24 protein-coding genes and 2 pseudogenes are annotated in these 22,115 nt (G+C 45.4%); 15 read left to right on the forward strand and 11 right to left on the reverse strand.

Annotated elements, in window-relative coordinates; all coding sequences use genetic code 11:
- The first annotated feature begins 6 nt into the window (after positions 1–6).
- The 6 genes and pseudogenes from VSQ62_RS06500 to VSQ62_RS06525 all read left to right on the forward strand — a co-directional run.
- Positions 7–561, forward strand: a complete 555-nt coding sequence (locus tag VSQ62_RS06500; protein WP_016289540.1) for an ECF transporter S component — start codon at positions 7–9, stop codon at positions 559–561.
- Positions 562–565: 4 nt separating this feature from the next.
- Complete coding sequence (locus VSQ62_RS06505; RefSeq protein WP_288151191.1) at positions 566–1,891, forward strand: MATE family efflux transporter; 1,326 nt, start codon at positions 566–568, stop codon at positions 1,889–1,891.
- Between the two features lie 156 nt (positions 1,892–2,047).
- Complete coding sequence (locus tag VSQ62_RS06510) at positions 2,048–2,209, forward strand: ECF transporter S component (protein WP_300714858.1); 162 nt, start codon at positions 2,048–2,050, stop codon at positions 2,207–2,209.
- Positions 2,210–2,233: 24 nt separating this feature from the next.
- Positions 2,234–2,818 (forward strand): Crp/Fnr family transcriptional regulator, encoded by a 585-nt coding sequence (locus tag VSQ62_RS06515; RefSeq protein ID WP_334633847.1) that lies wholly within the window; start codon positions 2,234–2,236, stop codon positions 2,816–2,818.
- A gap of 67 nt (positions 2,819–2,885) precedes the next feature.
- Positions 2,886–3,635, forward strand: coding sequence for an SDR family NAD(P)-dependent oxidoreductase (locus tag VSQ62_RS06520; RefSeq protein WP_160259171.1), 750 nt, complete (start codon positions 2,886–2,888; stop codon positions 3,633–3,635).
- A gap of 13 nt (positions 3,636–3,648) precedes the next feature.
- Positions 3,649–3,933 (forward strand): annotated as a pseudogene (locus tag VSQ62_RS06525) (response regulator); the annotation flags it as partial.
- 15 nt (positions 3,934–3,948) lie between these two features.
- Here VSQ62_RS06525 and VSQ62_RS06530 read toward each other — a convergent pair.
- Positions 3,949–4,155: a hypothetical protein gene (locus VSQ62_RS06530; RefSeq protein WP_334633848.1), complete on the reverse strand. Its 207-nt coding sequence runs from the start codon at positions 4,153–4,155 to the stop codon at positions 3,949–3,951.
- Positions 4,156–4,411: 256 nt separating this feature from the next.
- Here VSQ62_RS06530 and VSQ62_RS06535 point away from each other — a divergent pair, with 256 nt between their 5' ends.
- From VSQ62_RS06535 to VSQ62_RS06555, 5 genes are all read left to right on the forward strand, one after another.
- Positions 4,412–4,882, forward strand: coding sequence for a sigma factor-like helix-turn-helix DNA-binding protein (locus tag VSQ62_RS06535; protein WP_334633849.1), 471 nt, complete (start codon positions 4,412–4,414; stop codon positions 4,880–4,882).
- Between the two features lie 150 nt (positions 4,883–5,032).
- Positions 5,033–5,254, forward strand: coding sequence for a hypothetical protein (locus VSQ62_RS06540; RefSeq protein ID WP_120393679.1), 222 nt, complete (start codon positions 5,033–5,035; stop codon positions 5,252–5,254).
- A gap of 129 nt (positions 5,255–5,383) precedes the next feature.
- Entirely contained in the window at positions 5,384–5,557 is a 174-nt protein-coding gene (locus VSQ62_RS06545) for a hypothetical protein (protein ID WP_334633851.1), read from the forward strand.
- 135 nt (positions 5,558–5,692) lie between these two features.
- Positions 5,693–7,357 (forward strand): recombinase family protein, encoded by a 1,665-nt coding sequence (locus tag VSQ62_RS06550; protein WP_334633853.1) that lies wholly within the window; start codon positions 5,693–5,695, stop codon positions 7,355–7,357.
- A complete protein-coding gene (locus tag VSQ62_RS06555; RefSeq protein ID WP_334633854.1) occupies positions 7,341–8,978 on the forward strand; it encodes a recombinase family protein in 1,638 nt (545 codons plus the stop codon). Before VSQ62_RS06550 ends, VSQ62_RS06555 begins: the two co-directional genes overlap by 17 nt.
- Before the next feature lie 133 nt (positions 8,979–9,111).
- On the opposite strand, the pseudogene VSQ62_RS06560 reads toward VSQ62_RS06555, so the two are convergent.
- From VSQ62_RS06560 to VSQ62_RS06580, 5 genes and pseudogenes are all read right to left on the reverse strand, one after another.
- A pseudogene (locus tag VSQ62_RS06560) lies at positions 9,112–9,528 on the reverse strand (recombinase family protein); the annotation flags it as partial.
- Positions 9,529–9,598: 70 nt separating this feature from the next.
- On the reverse strand, positions 9,599–9,772 hold the full coding sequence (locus VSQ62_RS06565) for a hypothetical protein (RefSeq protein WP_334633855.1): 174 nt from the start codon (positions 9,770–9,772) through the stop codon (positions 9,599–9,601).
- 111 nt (positions 9,773–9,883) lie between these two features.
- Complete coding sequence (locus VSQ62_RS06570) at positions 9,884–10,426, reverse strand: hypothetical protein (RefSeq protein ID WP_334633856.1); 543 nt, start codon at positions 10,424–10,426, stop codon at positions 9,884–9,886.
- A gap of 75 nt (positions 10,427–10,501) precedes the next feature.
- Positions 10,502–10,801, reverse strand: coding sequence for a hypothetical protein (locus VSQ62_RS06575; protein ID WP_334633857.1), 300 nt, complete (start codon positions 10,799–10,801; stop codon positions 10,502–10,504).
- The gene (locus VSQ62_RS06580) at positions 10,798–10,944 is read right to left on the reverse strand and encodes a defense against restriction DarA-related protein (RefSeq protein ID WP_334633858.1); all 147 of its coding nucleotides are present in this window, start codon (positions 10,942–10,944) and stop codon (positions 10,798–10,800) included. Before VSQ62_RS06580 ends, VSQ62_RS06575 begins: the two co-directional genes overlap by 4 nt.
- Positions 10,945–11,266: 322 nt before the next feature.
- On the opposite strand from VSQ62_RS06580, the gene istA reads away from it, so the two are divergent.
- The 3 genes from istA to VSQ62_RS06595 all read left to right on the forward strand — a co-directional run bounded on the left by istA (position 11,267) and on the right by VSQ62_RS06595 (position 13,976).
- Positions 11,267–12,829 (forward strand): IS21 family transposase, encoded by a 1,563-nt coding sequence (istA, locus tag VSQ62_RS06585; protein WP_334633859.1) that lies wholly within the window; start codon positions 11,267–11,269, stop codon positions 12,827–12,829.
- Positions 12,826–13,593, forward strand: a complete 768-nt coding sequence (locus tag VSQ62_RS06590; RefSeq protein ID WP_125128211.1) for an ATP-binding protein — start codon at positions 12,826–12,828, stop codon at positions 13,591–13,593. Before istA ends, VSQ62_RS06590 begins: the two co-directional genes overlap by 4 nt.
- Positions 13,594–13,703: 110 nt before the next feature.
- Complete coding sequence (locus tag VSQ62_RS06595; protein ID WP_125128212.1) at positions 13,704–13,976, forward strand: hypothetical protein; 273 nt, start codon at positions 13,704–13,706, stop codon at positions 13,974–13,976.
- Between the two features lie 458 nt (positions 13,977–14,434).
- On the opposite strand, the gene VSQ62_RS06600 is transcribed toward VSQ62_RS06595, so the two are convergent.
- The 5 genes from VSQ62_RS06600 to VSQ62_RS06620 form a co-directional block, all read right to left on the reverse strand.
- Complete coding sequence (locus VSQ62_RS06600) at positions 14,435–15,658, reverse strand: sensor histidine kinase (protein ID WP_334633861.1); 1,224 nt, start codon at positions 15,656–15,658, stop codon at positions 14,435–14,437.
- Positions 15,645–16,310 (reverse strand): response regulator transcription factor, encoded by a 666-nt coding sequence (locus VSQ62_RS06605; protein ID WP_334633863.1) that lies wholly within the window; start codon positions 16,308–16,310, stop codon positions 15,645–15,647. Before VSQ62_RS06605 ends, VSQ62_RS06600 begins: the two co-directional genes overlap by 14 nt.
- Position 16,311: 1 nt before the next feature.
- A complete protein-coding gene (locus VSQ62_RS06610; RefSeq protein WP_334633864.1) occupies positions 16,312–17,070 on the reverse strand; it encodes an ABC transporter ATP-binding protein in 759 nt (252 codons plus the stop codon).
- 18 nt (positions 17,071–17,088) lie between these two features.
- A complete protein-coding gene (locus tag VSQ62_RS06615) occupies positions 17,089–19,476 on the reverse strand; it encodes an ABC transporter permease (RefSeq protein WP_334633866.1) in 2,388 nt (795 codons plus the stop codon).
- 1,069 nt (positions 19,477–20,545) lie between these two features.
- Positions 20,546–21,445: a radical SAM protein gene (locus VSQ62_RS06620; RefSeq protein ID WP_334633868.1), complete on the reverse strand. Its 900-nt coding sequence runs from the start codon at positions 21,443–21,445 to the stop codon at positions 20,546–20,548.
- A gap of 202 nt (positions 21,446–21,647) precedes the next feature.
- On the opposite strand from VSQ62_RS06620, the gene VSQ62_RS06625 reads away from it, so the two are divergent.
- The gene (locus tag VSQ62_RS06625; RefSeq protein WP_334633869.1) at positions 21,648–21,977 is read left to right on the forward strand and encodes a winged helix-turn-helix transcriptional regulator; all 330 of its coding nucleotides are present in this window, start codon (positions 21,648–21,650) and stop codon (positions 21,975–21,977) included.
- Positions 21,978–22,115: the final 138 nt, after the last annotated feature.

Raw genomic sequence — 22,115 nt, forward strand, 5'->3', positions numbered from 1 at the left:
TCCAAGATGGAAAAGAAAATCACACTGAAACAAATTGCTATGGTTGGCGTTATGGCTGCGGCGGTCTATGTGGCTTCCGCGTTTCTGCAAATACCAATCCCCACGGCCATAGACAACACCCGCCTGCACATGGGAAATGTTATGTGCCTGCTTTCCGGCCTGCTCTTAGGGCCGGTACAGGGTGGGCTTGCGGCGGGGATCGGCTCCATGTTCTTTGACCTGACGAATCCGGCCTACATCACGTCCGCGCCGTTCACCTTTGTTTTTAAGTTTCTTATGGCGTGGATTTGCGGCATGTTCGCATTTCACAAAAATTCCGGGATAAGCTCACACAAGCGGTATATTATCGGTTCGGCATTGGGCGCATTTGCCTATGTGCTTCTTTATCTTTCAAAGAGCTACATCGAACACCGCTTCGTTTTGGGCCTGCCGTTGGAGGTCGTTATGATTACCCTGTCACAGAAAGCCGTTGTGTCCAGCGTCAACGCCGTTGTATCTATTATCGTGGCTGTTCCGCTGGGGATCGCCCTGCGGCCTGCCGTAAGAAGATATTTGCAGTAAGCCTATGGAACTGGATATGACTTCGGGGAAGCCCCTGAACACGTTGTTAAAATTCTCCCTGCCGCTGCTGGCGGGGAGCGTGATACAAAACCTTTATAACATCTTCGACACGGCCATTGTGGGGCATGTGCTGGGTAAATATGCGCTGGCGGCTGTGGGTAACTCCTATGTGCCGACGCTTATCATCAACAGCATTGTTTTAGGGATTGCTTCCGGCATATCTATCCTTGTGGCGCAGCTATACGGCTCCAAGGATAAAGGACAGATTTGTAAATGTTATGGTTCCGTGCAGACGTTGATAGTAGCCGTGGGCTTCGGGCTGGCTGTGCTGTTCTTTGCTCTTGCCGGGTGGATTTTTAAGGCTATGCAGATACCGGAGGAAATCACAAGCCCTGCGGCCCTTTATCTTCGGATTGTAGCGGCTGGGATTCCGTTTTTGGCAATCTACAACTTTTATTCTGCGCTGATTAAGGCAAAAGGGGATTCCCGAACACCGATTAGGTGTATCTGCCTGTCCTGTGTCCTCAATATTCTGTTGGACTACTTATTTGTGGCCTGTTTTGGCTGGGGGATTGCCGGGGCTGCGTCCGCCACGGTTCTTTCACAAGCTCTGGCGGCTGTATTGGTTGGCCTGCACTTATACCGGCAGGAACACCCGGTAATAAGGACAGCCCCAAGTGCCGGGCTGATTGTCCCGATCTTGCAGCTTAGTATCACGGGGATTGTCCAGAACGGGGCTTCCGCCATCAGCATGTTTTTCATACAGGGCATTATCAATACCTTTGGTGTAAATGAAATATCGGCCTATACATCGGCCTATAAAATTGAAAGTATCTTAACAATCCCCGCCGTCAATTTAGGCGTGGCGTTAAGTGTCTATATCGGACAGAATGTAGGGGCCGGGGAATATGACCGCACCCGACAGGGCCTAAAAGACAGCTTCAAGATCGCGGCGGTGTTTACCACACTTGCTATGGCAATCCTGTGGTTTGCTTCGCCGCTGCTCATGGTTCTGGTGGTGGGAAAGGAAATGGCAGTCATACCGATAGGGGTTCAATATCTGCGTATTATTTCCGTGACGTTCCCCCTGTGCGTAAGCCTCTATCTGTTGACAAACTTCCTGCGTGGAGCCGGTGAGATTGCCTATCCACTGTTCAATACGCTGCTGGAACTCTGTTTCCGCACGTTCTCGGCTTTTGTGCTGGCGCATTACTTTGGTTTTGTCGGTGTTCTGCTGTGCAGGCCGTTGAGCTTTGTTGTGAGTACCATTAGCCTATCCTGTCGGCTATTGTCCGGCAAGTGGAAAGATAAGATAAATCATTCTGTGTAATAGCTGCCGCATGATGACAGATAAAAATTCTAATCAATGGTTTTGGAACCGACTGTATGGCTGCGTATGCTGCTGCCTCCAAGGTGGATTCCTTTGCGGAAATGCCCGCTCTGAATTTGGGGCAGGCCATGACGAACTTTACCGCAATTTTTTGCTATGGTTGGCGTTATGGCTGCGGCAGTCTATGTGGCTTCCGCGTTTCTGCAAATACCAATCCCTACGGTCATAGATAACATGCGCCTACATATGGGAAATGTGATATGCTTGCTTTCCGGCCTGCTCTTAGGGCCGGTACAGGGCGTGCTTGTAGGAGAGTAGTATCCATAAACTAGGAGGTATATAATGGTTATTAGTCCAAGTGAATATAATAAAAAATGCCTAAAAATTGATTTTGATAACAGCGTTGAAAATATTATTGATACAGGTGCCTCAATTATAATATTTGAAAAAGGTACTATGCCGATTGAAATGGGCGAAATGATAAATTGTTTCTATTTTATTATCTACGGACTTGTCAGAGGCTATTATATTGATGATGATGGAAATGAGGTTACAAAATGTTTTGTTTATGAAAATGGTTTTTTTGGTTCGGAATGTTATCGTACCAAAGACACTTCGACTTTTTTTGTGGATTGTTTGGAAGAATGTAAATGTATTAAACTTCCCTATTTTCTAATACAGAAAATCATGTCAATAGATCAACGCGTAAATCAACTCATTCATAGTATGTACTTAAACGAAATCGGAAAGTTGGAGGATAGAACAAGAAAACTTTTACTGCTTACTGCCGAAGAGCGCTATATATTTTTTTGCAGGGAATATCCAAACTTGCAGAGGCGGTTACAGCTAAAATATATAGCGTCCTATATTGGTATTAAGGCTGCTTCTATGAGCAGAATTAGAAAAAAGTTGAAAAACCAGATATGAATTAACATAGGTGAATTACAGCCGCTTTTTGGAGAAGTATAATCATTCTCAAAAGGAGGTGTTCAGCTTGAAATTTGCATTAATCACCGGCGCAACAAGTGGTATCGGATTTGAACTGGCAAAATTGTTTGCACAGAATGGTTATGGGCTTGTTTTAGTATCTTCTAACCAAAACCATTTAGATAATGTAAAAAATTCTTTAGAAACCAGCTATTCCATTCCAATTTATATCTTTGAACAAGACTTGACCAAAATCGATGCAGCGGAACAATTATATCACCAGATAAGAAAGGAAAAAATTTCTATTGCTGTATTGATTAACAATGCAGGATTTGGTTTAGTGGGAGCAACAGACGAAATTGATCTTCGACAAGATGAACAGATGATAACTGTAAATGTAACGAACCTTGTTTTGTTGTGCAAGTTATTTCTACCGGATATGTATAAACAAAGGACAGGTAAAATCCTTAATGTTGCTTCAACAGGTGCCTTTCAGCCCGGCCCATATACTTCAACATACTTTGCAAGCAAAGCATTTGTTTTGAACTATACAAGGGCTATCCGATATGAAGCAAAATCCAAGGGTGTTGTAATTTCCACTTTATGCCCCGGAGCTACCAAAACGAATTTCTTTAATAGAGAGGGGACTATTACTCCGCACACTGCTATGTCAGCGGAAAAAGTTGCTCAAATTGCTTTTCGCGGCCTACAAAAGAATAAAGAAATTATCATTCCGGGACTAAAAAACCGATTACTTCAACTTTTTCCGGTGAAAGTAAAAATGATTAGTGTTGCAAAAATGAAACAAAATAAATAAACGACTGCCGCACGACGGCAAGCGCCGGATTTTTGAGGATAAGGAAATAGAACTGATTTTGTGTGATGTGGAACTGCCGGACGGTACAGCAATGGAGTTGTTTCATGCGCTGCGGCGGGTGGAGGGGATGTTCCAAATGAAGAATCCCCCTGTCCGGCTTCTGCCGTTCTTTATCCTCACCGAGAACAGCGACCTTGCCACGGAATATGAATACCGGCATGAGGGCGTGAACGACTATATCACCTCCCCGGTAAATATCCCGGAGCTGATCCGGCGGGTTCTGTTCTTTGTGGAATGAAGTGAGCTTACATATTCAAACATCTGCCTCCACAGCGGGGAAAAGAAAAAAACCGCTGACAGGCAGAGGATTTTGTGCGCTTTCCTGCACAGCTGATTTCTTCGGCGGTTTTGAGTAATCAAGGCCGCCATTTCTTTTTGCTAAAAAGCAGACCTCCAGATGACCCTCAGCAATCAGCATGGGCGGTGTATAGGAGGATACCGCCATGTCTGCAATATTCATTTGTAATAGCTATGATATATATCAATTAAAAAAAGCATAGGCCCTCCTCCGGGATATTATAGTTACCTATCAGTATTATCAATCCATATAAATCGGCATAATCATAGTCTTTTTTGTTGCGCCAGTTTCTTATTGTGAGAAGCTGGCGTTTCTTATTGTCGATTTTTAGGGAAACCTCCCGATGTGTACCGCTGCCGGTCCCCGCCTCCATTCGATTCACCCGTCAACCACGCCTGAATCGAAATGGAGGAAAACTATGAGCTTTCACTATGGATATGAGAAAAGGAAGTTTGATGCAGAATGGACCCGGCTGGAACAGGAATACCGCGCAGCCGGTATGAACGATAGGCAGATCGCGGCGATGAAGGAATATGACTGGACCTGGTTTTGCAGCCAGCGAACCTATCAGAACCGCGTACAGGCCCTTCCCAGCGAACAGTGTGAGGACGAGAGCGAGCAGTCCTGCCTGTTCCGAAAATTTGAATCCCTGTCCTGCACCTGGGACACCGGCGATGTGGATTCCCGGCGGTTTGGCTGGCTGTCCTCCCTGGAGGATGAACTGCTGTACCGGCGGCTCTGCAAATTGCCGGAGGACGATCTGGAACTGCTGACCCTGCTCATTGTGGACGGATACCGGCAGGCCGATGTCGCAAGGCTGTGGAACTGTTCCCGGAGCGCAATCACACAGCGAATAAATAAAATCAAGATTTTTTTGAAAAAGGCTTAACAAATCGCCTTTCCCAATGCCTACACATTGAAGGGACAAGTCCTCTTGCCCCTCATTGCAGCTTGACAACTGAATATACGGCATAACAGGTACATAACCCGTATCGAAGCGGAAAAGGCGCGCCGCCAGGACGGTTGCTTGCAGGAGGTGATGACAGACAGGCAATCCGAGCGATCTACGTCCAGCCTTAAACCCGGAGATGGCGTTCCGGGCGCGATGATGGTGCGGGGGCTTAAAGATACTTCCTCACGGCCCGCCAAAGACTTGGGGGGAACCCTGCGGCGCACGAGAAAAACGGCGCTGCGGAGTTATGACAGCTCTGCCGGGAGCGGCCTGTTATGTCCCCATCGTCAGGGGGCGTGGCAAATATGACGAACCATCCAAACAGAATTGCAGCAGCCGTACCGGACGGTATCCAGCGGCAACCGCCGCCCCTATCTGTCGATACGGCTACTTTTTAACCATAGAGTAAAAACAATTTTTGAACGGAGGTGCGTCTTTATGACCAAACAGACAACCCCGACAAGCTCCTACAAAGAGGTGCGGATCGGGAAAACAATTTATCGCGTCACCAGCTTTTTTTCGGGAGAAAAGGACCTGGGAAAGACGCTGGAACAGCTGGCAGTCAGACGCGCTATGTCAGAAGCCGTTCCAGCTGCCAGCGGTTCCAAATAACAGAAAGCCTCGCGGCCTGCCGTATCATTGCGCGGCGGTGGATTCTCCGGTAAGATATTCATGCAGGGTAAAACCTGCGGAGCCATTTTGCCGCACGAGGTATGGATTCTGAGATGGTCGGGAGGTAAAAGAAAGATGATGGATACAACATACAACGTGGGCATCTACTGCCGGTTAAGCAACGACGATGAACGTGACGGGGAATCGGTCAGCATTGAGAACCAGAAGCTGCTGCTTCAAAACTATGTCAGGCAGCGCGGCTGGAATGAGGTCGATGTCTATATCGACGACGGATACTCCGGCACGAACTTCAACCGCCCAGGCGTCAGGCGGTTAATCGAGGACGCAAAGGCAAAGCGGATCAATGTGATTCTGGTGAAGGACCTTTCCCGTTTTGGCCGCAACTACATCGAATTTGGACAATATACGGATTACCTGTTCCCTTCCCTTGGCTGCCGGTTCATCGCGCTGAACAACGGAATTGACACCATGAGCGACAACGGAAGCACCGATGTCATGTGCTTTTTGAACTTATTTAATGAATTTTACAGCCGGGACACCAGCAAGAAGGTCAAGGCGGTCAAGAGAGCCTGTGCCGAAAACGGAAAATTCATGGGAACCTACCCCGCCTATGGCTACCGGCGCGACCCGCTGGATAAGCATCATCTGGTGATTGACGAGGAAACCGCGCCGGTTGTTCGCCGTATCTTTGAAATGCGGGCATCAGGCATGGGATTTCACGCCATCGCGGTGGCGCTCAATGAAGAAGGGATTCAGCCGCCCGGTGTGCTGTACTACCAGCGCAAGGGTCAGAGCGACCCCCGCAGGGTCAACCACAAGTGGGCCGACCAGACGGTTAAAAACATGGTCCGCAACGAGGTCTACATCGGGAATATGGTACAGGGCAAAAGCGGCACACTCTCCTATAAATCCCGCAAGCTCGTCAATAAATCGGAGGACGAGTGGATTCGGGTAGAGGGGACCCACGAGGCCATTATCTCGCGGGAATTGTGGGATACCGTAGCCAGCATCGGCAAAAAGAAGGTGCGGAAAAGCACTCCGTCCGATGGCTGCAAGAGCATCTTCACCGGACTTGTGTACTGTGCCGACTGCGGTTTCAAAATGCGGAACCACATCGAAAAATTCACCTATAAGGATGGCAGGCCGGGACGGTACAGCTCTTTCATCTGCGGCAACTACTCCCGCAGCGGAAGGGGCGCGTGTACCATCCACACCATCTATGAAACGGTGCTGACCCAGCTGGTATTGGAGGACATCCGGGAAAAGGCCCGCTTTGCGGAATATGACCCGGACCGGCTGATGGGCGAGATTCTCCGGCTGAAGGAGAACGAATCCCACACCCGGCTTTTCTCCTATGAGCAGGAATTAAAATCCTTCTTAGCCCGTATTTCAGATTTGGAGCGCCTGATGCAGAATCTCTACGAGGATAAATGCACCGGCTCTATCCCGCAAACGGTATTTCAGACCCTGATGCAGAAATATGAAGCGGAACGGGCAGAAAAGGCGGAGGCAGTCCCGGAACTGGAAAGGAAAGTCCGGGCGCACCTGGAAAACCAGGTGGATACCGACCGCTGGCTGGAAATTATCCGCCGCTATACTGAAATCTCGGAACTGGACGAAACCATTCTCTTTGAACTGGTAGACCGGATCGAGGTTGGCGATACCCAGAAGGTCAACGGGCAGCGGATTTGTGAGGTCAAGGTGTACTACCGCTATGTCGGGAATGTGGACGGGGCGCTGGCACAGGAAAGGGGGCAGGATTATGGCGAAGCAATATAAAGTCGGTATCTACTGCCGCCTGAGTGTGGATGACGCTTCCAATTCCGCAAAAGCGAAGGGCTATATTCCCAGCGATGAATCGGTGAGCATTAAGAACCAATATGAAATCATCTCCAAATTCGTCATGCTCAACGGCTGGATCGAGGTCAAGACCTATCAGGACGATGGGTACAGCGGGGGCAACTTCCAGCGGCCCGGATTTTGGGAAATGCTGGAGGACGCAAGGCATGGCCTGATTAACCTGATTCTGGTAAAGGACCTTTCCCGCTTGGGCAGGGATTTTGTGGAGGTAGGCCGTTATACGGATGTCATTTTCCCCTCCCTCGGATGCCGGTTCGTGTCGGTTCTGGACTGCCTGGACAGCGAGGGGGACAACACCGATATGCTGCACTTCCGCAGTCTGATGAATGACTACCATCTCAAGGACCTGTCCAGCAAGGTCAAGTCGGTGCTTCATGCAAAGAAGAAAAGCGGTCAGTATCTTGCCGCCTACGCTCCTTACGGATACCGCAAGAGCGAGGAGGACAGACACAGGCTGGTCATTGACGGGGAATCCGCCGCTGTTGTGCGGCAGATATTCCAGATGCGTCAGTCCGGCATGGCCTATGGGAAAATCGCCGCCGCCCTGAATGAGAAAGGGATTCTCCCTCCCCGCTGGTACTGGGCGGTCCATTACGGAAATGGCAGCTGCAAGTATTCGCGGCTGTGGGCTTACGCAACCGTCCGAAGCCTTCTGAACGATGATATTTATGTCGGTACGCTCACACAGAACTGCACCGGCTCCCGTTCCTATAAAGACAAGACTATGATAAGGAAACCGGAATCGGAATGGATTTCCCATGAGGGCGCGCACGAGGCGATTATCGGGCCGGAGCTGTGGGAGGCTGTCCAGAAAATCAATCAGGCGGCGAAACAGATTTCCGCTAACAATACGCCGCCCCAAGCATCTCTGTTTACCGGAAAGTTGGTCTGTGCGGACTGTGGGCATCCTCTGGTTGCCGCCCGCGAAACACAGCACCGGAAAAACGGAACTGTCAAGCACTATACTTCTTATTTTTGCTCCCGGTTTGCCACTACCGGACACAGCATCTGCTCCTGGCACCGGATTTTTGAGATCAGCTTGAAAAACCTGGTATTGAGTGAAATCCGGGCGCATGGCAAAGCGGTGGCAACCGATGAAGCCGCTGTACTGGATAAGCTGAAACAGCACATACAATCCGCAAGCGCCGCTCAACAAGAGGACTGCCGACAGGAAATCAGCCGTTTACGGCGGCGTTTGGAGGAGCTGGAACAGATCACTGCAAAACTTTATGAAGATAAGGTAAGCGGGGCAATCAGCGGCGATTCCTTCTCGGTTCTGATTCAAAAGAACGAGCAGGAACGCATCCAGAAATCGGAACGCCTGGACAGTCTGTTAGCCGGGGAACGGAAAGCCCAGCAGGACATCGCCAATATCCACCAGTGGGCCGGAACCATCCGGCAGTATCTGGACTTGCAGGAACTGAACCGGGAAATCATTGAGGAACTGATTGACCGCATTGAAGTTGGAGAACGAACCGTCATAGACGGTCAAAGACACCAGGACATTAAAATTTACTACCGCTTTGTTGGTCTGGTGTGATCGGGCAAAAAAGCGCCTGACCGCATCAGCAGCCAGACGGAAACATTCTGTAACAGCAGCGATATTTGATTGTTGCACACTGATTTGTCGAATTGGAGAGAAATTAGCAGTTTACCCCTCCCAAATACCTCGTGTTCTTGATGATGTTGCGGAACGGTGTAATGTCCATTTGTGCGTTGTCTATGGAGTCCACACCGTCATTGATAGCAATGTAACGTACATTGTGGTTGGGGAAAAACACCTCGATATATGTACCCGTTTCAAGATAATTCCTCCCCAAACGTGACAGGTCTTTTGTGATGAGCGTTGACACTTCCCCGTCCTGTATGTCCTCGATAAGCTGTCGGAAAGCGGGGCGGTCGTAGTTTGTACCGCTGTAACCGTCATCAACGTAAAACTGGCAGTTCAGAAAACCGTTGCGCTTTGCATAATCTTTCAGCATGGTTTTCTGTGTGCTGATACTCATGCTCTCATTGTTCGTGCCGTCATCTTTGGAAAGCCTGCAATATAAAGCAGTGATTTTGTCGTTATTCAGTTTTGCCCTTTTCATGTCGTCCTCCTTAATGAAAAGGGACTTCCTCAATTCCTATTATACTATATTCCCTTTTCCGTTTCCAGTGCTAATTTACGCTGTTTTCCGCTATCTCCTTAACCCTTTTTGTTATCTGTTCCTCGGCTATCCGCTTGAATACCGTTTCCATTTTTTCAGTGCCTACATAGTGCCTTTCCACGATAATTTTTGTGGGTGGGTGCTGTCGGGTGGCTCTATGCTGTGCCTTGCTGTCTTTGCTCATAAATCTGCTCCTTTACAATAAAATAGAGCGCATAGACTGTTCTATACGCTCTGACGCTGTGTTACTTATTCAGTTGTGATTGTAATAATGGTTGTTTAGACAAACTGGAATTTAAGCCCTCACATAATCTGTAAGAAAATTCTTGATATCTGTTATATGTTGATTTAAAACTGCATGATATACATCAATACTGGTATATTGGTCAAAGGAATACAATTTATGTGCAATAAGTTCTTTTTTCAGACGAATAATTTGCTCTTTTAATTCAGGCGACTTTTTTACTTGCATTACAATTTTATCGCAATATTCTTCGGCTAACTTTATTGTATCTTTATCAAAAAACCACAAATCTACATTCCAAAGCTCATTTCCTATAAATGCCTCAAATCCTTGAAACCAAACTGTTTTATGTTCGGAATTGATTTCTTCCTTCGCCTCATACCATATAGGATGAAATTTATCTATAACAAATTGTGATAAGCGATATAGTTTATCCAATGACATATTTTCGTTCTCAATGTCAATATCCAAATCATTCCATGCCATCATATCCATGCGATAACTTCCAACAATATGAGGTGTTCCATATCTGCCTAATTCCGCTAATAAGCCATGGTCATATAAAATACACTTTGCTTGCTCTTTTATCGTCATATCTCCACCTCCAAATTCCGATTTGTATCTTCAATAGAATACCACAATCACACTCATATTTCTATTAGATTTTCATTAAATTTCTTCCTCCCTCCGTTTCGTTTTGTTCTGTTGCCTGTTATGCTGTCGGTTCTCGTTCTGAAGCTCCCTTGCAAGGTTCTTTTTGTTGTAGCTGATAACTTCCGCATACGCTAATTCTGTGGCTGTTTTGGTCTGCTCTTTACTGATACTGTCATATTCGGATTGCAAAGACTGTATCTCGGCTTTCCACTGTTTCGGCGTTATCTTCTCGCCGTTCTGTAAAAGGCTCTGCATACGTTCCTTTAATTCGGGGTACTTCGATAAGCTGTCCTTATGCTCCTTATCGTATTTCATTTTCGCCGGGTATCATGCTCCACCCAAATCCGGCCCTCGTAGTTTTCGATCCGGATGGGCGGGTTTTCCTTGCCATTGGGGAACGTGCCGATGTCAACGGGCCGCTGGGTAGAATAATACTTGTATTCCTGCGCTTTTTCCAAAGTTACCTCCTCTCAGATGTTAGCTTTTGGGCCGGGAAACGGGGGCCGGACATAGAAACATACCGGGCCCCCATGAACCGCGCCCGGAAAGCCTTGATACAAGCGGGTTTTCAAGCGGCAAAAGCTAACTGATTATTCTAATGCTTGGGAGCCATCTATTTAAAGCTTGAGAGCCACCTGGATCCAGTGTATTTTAAAGCTTGGGAGCCACCACTATATATTGTGGTCATCCAAATATATTGCTTAAGATAAGATCCCTCTTTTAAGATGTGTTTATGAAAAGTACCCGTACTTTTCAAATACATTTTAAAGGAGGTTTTCTATGTTTAAGAAAACAAAAGTAAGACAGATCCTTGAACTTCTTCACAAGGATCTAAGTGCCAGAGAGATCTCTAAAACTTTGAAGGTCTCTCGTAATTCTGTTGCATTTGTGAAAGAATCTTATGACAAATGTGACAAAGACTGGGATGAAATATGTCTGATGAACGATGACGAGATCTATCACCTTTTTTATCCCCATACCTTCAGGCCAAGAAACAGATTTGCTCCAGTGGACTATTTGTATGTCCACAGTGAATTGAAAAAGGTCGGGGTTACAGAAATGCTGCTATGGGAGGAATACTGTGAAAAGTGTAATGCACAAGGGATTTCCCATTGCTGTTATGCTACATTCGCAAATGGCTATAAACGCTTTATAGCTGATAAAAATTATACCAGTCATATCGAACACAAACCGGGAGTAACTCTGGAGGTTGACTGGTCAGGTCCTACGATGAGCTACATGGATCCTGACAAACAGGAACAGCAAACGGCATATCTGTTTGTTGCGGCTTTTCCGTACAGCCAGTATACCTATGTAGAGGCTGCCGCTTCTATGAACCAATCAGACTGGCTGTCGTGCAATGTCCACATGCTGGAATTCTTTGGCGGGACACCTGTAAGGATTGTCTGTGACAACCTAAAAACAGGCGTGATCAAACACCCGAAACATGGAGAGGTCGTGCTGAATGATTCCTATTTATCTTTTGCAGAACACTACCAGGTTGCAATTATGCCGGCACAGGTAAAGAAACCCAAACAGAAAGCAAGTGTCGAAGGCGCGGTGGGAAAAATTGCAAGAAAGATCATCGGCATGCTCAGAAATGAAACTTTTCATTCTATAGAAGGGCTTAATTCGGCAATCAGAAAAGTGCTTGACAGGCTAAATGACAAACCCTTCCAAAAGAGAAACGGCAGTAGAAAAACAATTTATGAGCTGGAGGAAAAACCATATCTCAGAACCCTGCCAATGCTTCCCTTTGAGATCTGTGAGTGGTCATATAATCACAAAGTAGGCCCGAATTCCCATATATGGTTTCACAAGGGACAATACTCTGTTCCAAGCAGTTACATAAATAAATACGTTGATGTGCAGTATAACAGTTCTCTTGTTTGTATCTACGCCTCACATCAATTAGTAGCTGAGCATAAACGTATTCCCACAGGCATTCGGAATGCGAAAAGAACAGAGATGTCCCATCTTCCATATCCAATATACACTCCGGATACAATGGAATCAACGCTGAATAAAGCAGAAGCTATTGGCAACAGTACAAGAACCGTGATAGGCAGGTTGTATGACAATGCAAAAGTAAAAGAACAGGCTCTTGTAGATGCAAGAACCGTATTGGATATCGCTGGTGTATATGGTAAAGATATCCTTGAAACAGCTTGCAGCCTTGCACTTAAGGACTTTCATCTGATTACTTACAACACGCTTATGCCTTATGTGAAAAGAGCTGCAAAAAACAGAAAAAATGATCTTACAAAAAAGAACGTAAAAGATCATAAGCAGGGAATCGTAAGAGGTGCGGATTATTATAGAGAGGATGGTAAAAATTTATGAATACAGAGATCAAGAAACAATTATCAGTATTAGAACTCAGTGATTTAGTGGCTGTGATCGAGGCTCAGGAAAAAGAAGTATCTTTTGTTGACCTGACTTACAATGAGAGACTGGAACATCTGCTCTCAGCTCTAATAACAGAACGGCAGAACAGACTGATCACCAGGCTGACAAAGAATGCAGATTTAAAGTATCCCAATGCAAGCCTTGAAACTTTAGACTGTGATGCACGAGAGATCAGTAGGGAGAAAATCGCAAATCTTGCAACCATGGGATTCGTAGGTGCTGCAACAAACCTGATCATTACAGGCCCGACGGGTGCCGGGAAAACCTATCTTGCATGTGTCCTGGGTGTAGAAGCATGTAAACAGACTCTCCGGACGTGTTATATCAGAATGCCGGATATGCTGGGACATTTTCAGGCCCACAAAGATAACCTCAGAGAGCAGGTACGATACCGGAAGAAACTGGGAAACTATAAAGTGCTGATCATAGATGAATGGCTGAACTATAAGATCAATGAGAAAGAGTCAAAATTCATATATGAGTTGGTAGAACAGCGTTGTGGAAATAATCCGACGATCTTTGTCGGGCAATACGAGGTCTGTGACTGGCATGAACGGTTAGGCGGCGGAACCCAGGCCGATTCTATTATGGACCGGATCATACATAACTCTTATTCCATACCGACTACCGAAAATAACCTCAGAAAGCTGTACGATTCTCAAAAAGCCAGAAAACTTATGGAGTCCTTAAACTCATAAAAACGCAGATTTATTTTTGTATGTGGCAGACGATAAATCAACCGTAAGCAGGAAACACTGATAACTCTTTAGATGCCACAACATTTATTCCTTTTATCAGGAGGTTTTTAATGAAAATAAAGTTAGACGAACCGACCATTCCTAATGATATTCGACAAAAAATACGAAATCTACGAGTATTGCTTGATCTGGCAGACAATTTAAGGGATGAAATCCTGGCATGGTATACAGCCGAACTAAAATCTTATGATTTCAGAGCTGATGCACAGCAAGAATTATTTAATCCTGGAACAGGAACCACTGTTGAAGGGATATCAGAACTTGCCATCATGGAGGCACTTTCCGAGCTTCAGATTTTTAATGAAGTAAGAAAGAAAAAATGAGGTGAAATTTATTTGCCATTAATTTGAAGCTGTTATTTTAAGCTTTGTTCAAGTTTTATGCAAAAGATTGTCTCGGTGATTTCGATTAGCAGACAAAGAGAGGGCAGAGCCGGTCATCAAAGGTTCTGTCTTCTTTCGTTCAAAAAGAGAATATGCTGGAAAAATAAGATTTCGAGGAATTTCGTATCAACATAGCTGGCCAAAGGTCTGCTTTGTTATTTCTTAATTTTATTCAGGAACATTCCAAAATTACTCTGGACAATTCATGATATTTTCAGTACAACTATATCTTGTATCTTATAGATGGCCCCCAAGCATTAAAATCAGGACGGATTTTGGGTGGCTCTCAAGCTTTAAATTGGTGGCTCCCAAGCATTAGAATAATCATACTTCCTTAAGCTTCCGGCCGCTGCATCCACTGGTCGTTTCAGACAGGCATTTGCGCATCTCTAAATCAATCACGCTCTTGCAAAAACCGTAGTGACAGTGATGATGTCATTATCGATCTCTGCAAAAATTTCGCCGTTCATCTTGCGCATAAGCTGTCTGCAAATGTAAAGTCCCAGCCCGCTGCCTCGAATGTTTTCCGCATTAACGCCGCGCCAAAAGCTCTCGAAAATATGCGGCAAATCGTCCCTGCTGAGCGTACAACCGCCATTCCTGAGCGCAATTTGGACGCATTCGTCATCTTCGGGAAAAATCAATTCCACACGTCTGCCGTCACCGTATTTGAGGGCATTTTCCATAATGTTTTGCAGCACTTCAACGCTCCTGCTCAAATCCCCTGAAAGCAGACAATTTTTATATTTCCCGACGTTAAAATCTGCTTTGATAAGCGCCAATTTTTCCCTGTAATATCCCGTGATTTTTTCAATAAGCTCCGAAAGATAAAACTCGCCCATATCCACTTCAAGGCTAAGGAAATCTTCTCTTGAAGCCGTTATGATCTGCGAAACATAGCCCTCGATCTCGTCCGCTTTTTCGGTGATGCTTTCAGCGATTTTGTGCTGCTTTTCCGTGTCCGGATACAAATTTTTCGACAGTGCCGCCGAGTACAGCTTTATCGCAGAGAGCGGTGTTTTAATATCGTGAGAGAGCGATAACAGCAGCATTTTCTTTTCTTTCTGCATTTCCAGTTCCCGTTGCTTTTGCTGTTCGATGTTTTCGCGGAGAACATTGATTCCCCAAAGGAACTTCCCGAAAAATCGGTTTTTCGTTTCTGTTACCGGTGCGGTGAGATTCCCTTTTGAAAACTCGTAAGGGAGACTGCTCAGGCGTTCAAAGGGCGCAAGAATCGCGTATTTTATATAAAGCATAATTGCGATAAATAAAATCGCTATAACGCCGAGAATGGCATTTACAATTCCCATAAAATATGTCTTGTTGGAATAGCCGTTTATATTGTAATCGAAACGGTAAAGTTCTCCGTTTATCTCATAGATCACATAGTCGCTGTCCGTGCTGTAAAATTTTTCTCCGTATCGCTCAACATTTGTTACATACACACATTCGGAAATGTCGGCAGACCCATTCGTTTCTATTTCATGGACAAGACGGCTTATCTCCACCCGATACTGCCTGCTCCCATCGGTCTTTTCGGCAGCAAGAATCATATTCACAACAGTAAAAAATAGGATTATAGCAACTGTAACTGCCGAAAAAATTCTGTTAAACGCTTTCATATTTATAACCCACTCCCCATACAGTCACTATTTTTTTGGGACTTTTTGGGATGTCCTCTATTTTCTGCCGCAGCCATTTTATGTGTACTGTCAGTGTCTGCTGTTCCGAAAAGCTGTCGCTGCCCCAGACCTGCCCGAAAATGTATTCCTTGCTTAAAGCCCTGCCCATATTCTCCATCAAAAGCAGGAGCAGTTCAAATTCCTTCGTGGTCATTTCCAGCTCTTTTCCGTTTTTGTAAACGGTGCGGCTCGCCCTATTTATGCGTATATTGCCGTCAGTAATTTCATCAAGAGCGTACCGCCGCTTAAAAATCCCGCTTATTTTTGCGAGCATGATATCAATATCATAGGGCTTTTCAATGTAGTCGTCCGCACCGAGATTCAATCCGTTCAGCTTGTCTTCTTTTTCCGTTTTCGCACTTACAATCAGTACGGGCGTATTGCTTTCTGTACGGATTTTTTCCAGAACATAAAACCCGTCCCTGCCGGGCAGCATGATATCAAGCACGACAAGCCTTGCGCCGTATCTTTCGTACAGCGGCAAGGCTTCTTCGGCTGTTTGGACCGCCGATACCGTGTAATTTTCCGCACGGAGAAAATCACACAGCAGATCGGCAAGTTCCTTGTTGTCCTCAACAATGAGAATATCCATATTACCACCCTAATTCCAGAAGCCAGTTATTCAATGCGCGCTCCCTTTCTCTTATCTGTGTGGAACATTCGCTTAAGTCGTACTCTCCCTTTATGTTCCCGTCAACAATGTACATGACCCTTGTACATTTTGCCGCGACCTTAACATCGTGGGTAACGAGCATGATTGTTGTTCCCTCAGAATTTAATTTTACAAGCTCTTCCATTACCTCGTCGGAGGAAGTGCGGTTCAATGCCCCCGTCGGCTCGTCGGCAAAGATCATTTTCGGGTTGTTTATCATACTGCGGCAAATGCACGCCCGCTGGAGCTGACCGCCCGAAACCTCATTGATGTCGTTGTCGGCAATGTCGATAATGCCGAGCCTGCGCATGAAATCTTGGCCGCGCCGCGCCGTTTTCCTGCGGGGATCACGCTGCTTTTTGGATTGCGTTGCAGGAAGTATGATATTATCCAATATGGTGAGGTTTTTCAGCATATACATTTGCTGAAAGATAAAACCCATTTCGTCAAGGCGCAGGGCTGCAAGTTCTTTTTCTCCTATCCCTGCGATATTTTTCCCACAGAAACTCACTTCTCCTGCGGTAAAATTATCCATGCCCGAAACTGCGTACAGCAGCGTGGATTTTCCAGAACCTGACGGACCCATAACGGCGACCATTTCTCCCTCGCCAATCGTGAAATTTACATTTTTCAATACGTTGTTCTGCCGCTTGTTTACGATATACGTTTTGCAGAGGTCTTTTACTTCGAGAATATTCATAATAGATTCTTCCTTTCATTATTCAATGCTTGCTGTATCGGAGGATTTGATTTTTCTTGTGTACAAGGAGGTCAAAAACGCGCTTACGGCTGTGGCGGTAAGGACGATAACGGGGAATACTGCGTATATCTCCACAGGGTTTTGCATATATTCTACGCCCATTTCAAGCCCCATCGTCCTGAAAATAGGATCGAAGCAAAGCTTTGTAATGGGCATACCCAAAAGCTCCGCAAGAAGTACAGCCGCCGTCACCGCAATGAAAAATCTTAACGTGTGCTGTCCGTATATTTTTGCGTTCCTGATGCCTATGGCTTTCATAAGGGCGATTTCCGCCTGCTCCTTTGCGATAAAGGAACGCTCCACAAGCACGGTTATAAGCGCGGCTAATATTACCGTAAGGACGGCGGACATTTTTTTCACCGCGTCTATGGCGTCGCCGACTCCGGTGGTGTCCTTTACGTCTTCGCCCGCTGTTTTAACGCTTGAAAACTTAGGGTAAAGCTCCTTGATCTTTTCAATTCTGCGTAATACTTCCTCATCGTCGGGGTCGTCGGTAAATTTTATCTGCGTACTGGGAGAGCCGCTTGCTGCGATATAGTTGATATCGCAGTCGGTATGAACCCTTGCGGATATGCCCTGGTTGACCATTGCCTGATACAGAGCGGTTATGATGAACTCCGCTGTTTCGCCCGTCGGGTAGGACACAGTAACGGTATCGCCTATCTCCGCCTTAAGCTGTTTTGCCAAAAGGGTTGTCACTGCAATTTCGTCGCTGTTTTGGGGAGGAGTACCCTCTAAGTATTCATACATATCCATTGTTGTTCCCGTACCCTGAAGTATAGCTGTCTTGCTTTCATATTCGCCGTAGCTTATCGTCGTATAAATAAAATACTCCGTCATACATTCCGCGGGCATACCGTTTTCCGCAAGGGTCTGCTCCATGTCCGCAAGATATTTTTCAACCTTTTCATGTCCGTCCTCGGCCATAAACTTCATAGCCTCATCGCCGATGTCCGTAACGGCGTGGCAGTCCGCCTGCCCAAAATATTTCAGCAGCTTTCCGCTTTTAAGAGATGCCGTGGCATTGGAAAGCATTATCAGCAGCGACATACACAGAAAAAACGTAAAGGTAATGACAGCGTAGCGTTTGGGACTGCTTACAATATCGTTTGCGGCAAGAAAAACCGTCGTGCCAAGCCGCGATCTTCCAAGGCTCATAACGCCCTTTTTGCAGAAGCGTTCCCCCGTCTGCCCATTCCTTACAGCGTCGATCGGGGACATTTTGCTCACCCTGCCCGTGCAGCTGAGACAGAACAGGAGAATCACAGCTGCTGTCAGAACCGCGCAGGCAATGTTTACAAATCCGTTATTGCTGCTGTCTATTATAATAGACTCCGAGGAATAATTTATAAGCATTTTCCCGAACGGGTAGCTGAGTATCAAGCCGAGTGCTGCGCCGACAGCGGAAATAGCGAAGTATTTTGTAAGGTACAGCCCCCGAATTTTTATGTTCCGTATGCCTATGGCTTTCATAACGCCTATCTCGCGGAATTCTTCAGAGAGGGTAAAGGCTATGGTGAACCGCAGTACCGCAAAGGATATGATGATAAGAATAAGGCTCACCGCAAGGATAAGACCCATGATTATCATGTTAAAAATATAGGCTTGACCCAGTGTATCCGCGCCACTCGCAAAGGTAAAGCTGTCGGATATATCCGCTATCTGGGACAGGGTCTTGTCAAGATTGGCGGTGTGTATGTATAAGCATTTCCCGCCGTACATATTTTTCATCGTTTCGTCGGACATATATTCGTCAAATTCCTCGCCGTTCATGATAAACCTTTTAATGCCTATCAATTCCGTGCCGCAGACAGCGTCCTTGAAACTGCCCGCAAAGGTAAATTCGTGGCTTACGCCCTCTATTTCGACAGTAATTTTGTCGCCGACCTTAAGTCCCATGTTTTTCACCGTGAAATGGGAGACATAGATTTTTCCTTTCGGTACACTTTTAAGAATACTTCCGTCGTCCAGAAAATAATTTATCCCCATATTTCTGTCGCTCTGTAATACTAATTTCTGATTGAGATTGGAAGCGTTAAGCGGTTCGCCGACCCGCGTAATATTTGACTGGGACATCGAGACAAACTCCTCAATACGGAACTCATCTATCGCGGAGGCGTCTTCAAGCGTCCCGCAAATGTCCTTGTCTGAGGATTTGTTTTCGCTCATCGCCCAGTAATCGGGTACGTCCGCCATCTCAAAATAGCTGTCCAGCGCAGTCGTCACAGTGATGATGTTGCTCACGCCGGAGGACATGAACATCGACGCGAGTATAATAAATACCAGCAATATCACATTCATTGCCCTTTTGCGCTTAAGGTCTTTTTTCAGTATTTGTAAATACATTTCTATTGCTCCTTTCGCTTTGTGATTCGATTGTAGCATAGAAGTTATTAAATAATCCTTAAATCGGTTTGCGGAAATCAAATTTATATCGTGATAACGAAAATTATCTGTGTGCTTTTATGAAACCGAGAATCAGAGGTGTGGCAAGCGAAAAGCAAAAGCGTTGGCAAGCAATGAGCCCTTTCTTCAAACTGTATCAGTATATAATTGTACGCGGACAGCCGAATAATAGCAAGTGCCTAATTATGAATTATTTTGGCTAACTGATAGAATTATGTAGACATATTCAAGGGTGCTTTTTCATACTTGTTTTGGGCATCTGGTCAAAGCTAACGGATAATGCAATCATGTGGTTTATTGTTGAACATTTCGAAACCAGCATGGGGATAGCATTTGTTTCAACAATTTTACTTTTTGCTTTATCTTATGCGCTATCTACTACCTTCTTCAAAAGGAAATACGTCTAAATAGGATAGCAAAAAGTGCTGCCGCCCTGTTATCTCTGCCGGAGAGGAACCGGGAAATGAAAGAAAAAGGTGCTTCTGTGCATGTTATAGGCGGTTCCAGAGAATGATCAGTCACGGAGGTAAGAGTTTCTATTCTCTTCGCATATTTTGAAGAAATCTGATCCAGATATACCGGATGAACAGCACCCTGTTCTGCTGCTTTCCGTAAGCGTCGCCCTCCCTTCCAGTATTTCCGCTCAAAGACGGATTATGTAAACGGAGGGTCACAGTCCCTCCGGAGAGGGCAGTACTCAGCCTTTGTGTTGGTTGCTTTAGCCTCGGATACGCCATCGGGCGTAACGATAATCATAAGACACAGAAATAGCCGCCCCGGTCTCGCAAACTTAGGCGGCTATTCTATAGCTTAATTTTTGTTGAGCCAGCCGTCTTCCGGCGGCACTCTTTTCTGATTCCAATATAACATAAACTGTTACTGATTTCAAGTTAATAGGCTTTTAGAAAGTGTTGGTAAATGTGCTGAAATTGAAAAAAATTCCACCTGTACTCGTTTTTATAGAGGCTACAAAATTTTCGCATATAGGTATACCCGCAGGGCGCTTCACTTACAGATGATGAACGCTTTTTCTATACCGCTGTAACTCTTCTTCGCTGACATTTCCTATGATTTCATCAAGAAATGCCAGCAGCTTTTTCTTGTCTTTCGGCAATTTCCCATGAAACTGGTACGCATTGGAAGCTCCCATTGCCGCAAAGATGGTAGGTATCCGCAAATTTTCAATGAGTGTCCGTAGCTCTTTGTATTTTTCAAGTTCGCCCTCATCATGCCAGTTTCCATGCTGTATTTCCGTATAAAGCTCTGAATTGGGATAAATCGTAAGCATATTTGCTCCGATGAGCGTAGGGTGTATCTGGTTGCATATATCAGCCGTCAATTTTGCGCCGATTTCTCCACGACCTGCTCCAGAAATACTTACCAAGTAAAAGAAACTGTAATGAATGCCTGCTGCATCTAATCTCTGGCATTGCTCTATGATGTCAGCAGAGGTATATCCCTTATTCATAAACCGCAGGGCTTCATCATCGCCCGTTTCTATTCCTATTGTCAGACCGTCATATCCCATAGACCGCAGTTTGGTAAGTTCTTCATTGGTTTTCGTGGTAACATCAGTAATCCTTGCAAACGAACCGATAGACTTTACGGACGGGATATACTTGTGGATTAGCTCTGCAATCGCAGTTAATTTGTCATAAGACAAAACAAAAGGGTTAGCTCCCGTCAAAAACACTCGGTCAATACGCTCGTTGTTCCAACCTTTCGTTGCTCTTTTAACCTCCTGTAAATCATTCTCAATATCCTCCAGAGGGGACATTCTGAATTTGAACGGCAAGTCATTATATAAAGTACAAAACTTGCATTTATGATGCGTACAGCCTGCCGTTACTTCTAACAAAATTGATGCCGCTTCATACGGCGGTCGCCAAATCGTTCCTGTGTAGTGCATAAACACATCTCCTTTCCTTATTCCTGCGCTGCTTTTTGTGTATAAAAGGTATGCCCGCAGGGTGTTTTCTGTAGTTTATACTAATTATACTTGTGAACAATGATTTTACAAGTACTGTACTTTTTTGTAGTACATAATTTGTGAATGTACATTGGTTTTTCAGAAAAGGTGTGTTATACTGTCTTTGAAAGGAGTGGCAGGAATGAAAAAAAGTACATTGGCTGTTGAACGCTGCAAAACAATTTCTACCATACAAAAAATCTTAGGCGGTAAATGGAAAATCGAAATTATCTATTACATCGCCTTTCGGGATATACACCGCTTTGGAGAGCTTCGCAGGCATATCGGCGACATTACGGAATCAAGCCTGACAAAGCAGCTTCGGGAACTGGAAGCGGACGGTTTCATTACCCGTTATGACTACAAAGAAATCCCTCCCCGTGTGGAGTATAACCTTACTGACTTAGGCAAAAGCTTCATTCCTGTTTTTGAACACATGAAACAATGGGGAGATGAAAACCTCAGCGAGTAAGAAAAATATCCTAAGGGATATTTATTTTCTTTTTCCAAAGTTGCAATCTATACTATTTTGTGTATGATAAAAAATAACAGAAGTCTTGCATTGAAGTAAGGAGCGGGGTAGAATAAGTGTATTGTGACATCCGCATGG

This window comes from Sporofaciens sp. JLR.KK001 (assembly GCF_036941055.1).
In the GTDB taxonomy this organism is placed as follows: Bacteria; Bacillota; Clostridia; order Lachnospirales; family Lachnospiraceae; genus Sporofaciens.

Excerpts from the sequence above, each read along its gene's own strand:
- VSQ62_RS06500 (WP_016289540.1), top strand. The coding sequence starts at position 7 with ATGGAAAAGAAAATCACACTGAAACAAATTGCTATGGTTGGCGTTATG.
- VSQ62_RS06505 (WP_288151191.1), top strand. The coding sequence starts at position 566 with ATGGAACTGGATATGACTTCGGGGAAGCCCCTGAACACGTTGTTAAAA.
- VSQ62_RS06510 (WP_300714858.1), top strand. The coding sequence starts at position 2,048 with ATGGTTGGCGTTATGGCTGCGGCAGTCTATGTGGCTTCCGCGTTTCTG.
- VSQ62_RS06515 (WP_334633847.1), top strand. The coding sequence starts at position 2,234 with ATGGTTATTAGTCCAAGTGAATATAATAAAAAATGCCTAAAAATTGAT.
- VSQ62_RS06530 (WP_334633848.1), bottom strand. The coding sequence starts at position 4,155 with ATGAATATTGCAGACATGGCGGTATCCTCCTATACACCGCCCATGCTG.
- VSQ62_RS06535 (WP_334633849.1), top strand. The coding sequence starts at position 4,412 with ATGAGCTTTCACTATGGATATGAGAAAAGGAAGTTTGATGCAGAATGG.
- VSQ62_RS06540 (WP_120393679.1), top strand. The coding sequence starts at position 5,033 with ATGACAGACAGGCAATCCGAGCGATCTACGTCCAGCCTTAAACCCGGA.
- VSQ62_RS06545 (WP_334633851.1), top strand. The coding sequence starts at position 5,384 with ATGACCAAACAGACAACCCCGACAAGCTCCTACAAAGAGGTGCGGATC.
- VSQ62_RS06550 (WP_334633853.1), top strand. The coding sequence starts at position 5,693 with ATGATGGATACAACATACAACGTGGGCATCTACTGCCGGTTAAGCAAC.
- VSQ62_RS06555 (WP_334633854.1), top strand. The coding sequence starts at position 7,341 with ATGGCGAAGCAATATAAAGTCGGTATCTACTGCCGCCTGAGTGTGGAT.
- VSQ62_RS06565 (WP_334633855.1), bottom strand. The coding sequence starts at position 9,772 with ATGAGCAAAGACAGCAAGGCACAGCATAGAGCCACCCGACAGCACCCA.
- VSQ62_RS06570 (WP_334633856.1), bottom strand. The coding sequence starts at position 10,426 with ATGACGATAAAAGAGCAAGCAAAGTGTATTTTATATGACCATGGCTTA.
- VSQ62_RS06575 (WP_334633857.1), bottom strand. The coding sequence starts at position 10,801 with ATGAAATACGATAAGGAGCATAAGGACAGCTTATCGAAGTACCCCGAA.
- istA (WP_334633859.1), top strand. The coding sequence starts at position 11,267 with ATGTTTAAGAAAACAAAAGTAAGACAGATCCTTGAACTTCTTCACAAG.
- VSQ62_RS06590 (WP_125128211.1), top strand. The coding sequence starts at position 12,826 with ATGAATACAGAGATCAAGAAACAATTATCAGTATTAGAACTCAGTGAT.
- VSQ62_RS06595 (WP_125128212.1), top strand. The coding sequence starts at position 13,704 with ATGAAAATAAAGTTAGACGAACCGACCATTCCTAATGATATTCGACAA.
- VSQ62_RS06600 (WP_334633861.1), bottom strand. The coding sequence starts at position 15,658 with ATGAAAGCGTTTAACAGAATTTTTTCGGCAGTTACAGTTGCTATAATC.
- VSQ62_RS06605 (WP_334633863.1), bottom strand. The coding sequence starts at position 16,310 with ATGGATATTCTCATTGTTGAGGACAACAAGGAACTTGCCGATCTGCTG.
- VSQ62_RS06610 (WP_334633864.1), bottom strand. The coding sequence starts at position 17,070 with ATGAATATTCTCGAAGTAAAAGACCTCTGCAAAACGTATATCGTAAAC.
- VSQ62_RS06615 (WP_334633866.1), bottom strand. The coding sequence starts at position 19,476 with ATGTATTTACAAATACTGAAAAAAGACCTTAAGCGCAAAAGGGCAATG.
- VSQ62_RS06620 (WP_334633868.1), bottom strand. The coding sequence starts at position 21,445 with ATGCACTACACAGGAACGATTTGGCGACCGCCGTATGAAGCGGCATCA.
- VSQ62_RS06625 (WP_334633869.1), top strand. The coding sequence starts at position 21,648 with ATGAAAAAAAGTACATTGGCTGTTGAACGCTGCAAAACAATTTCTACC.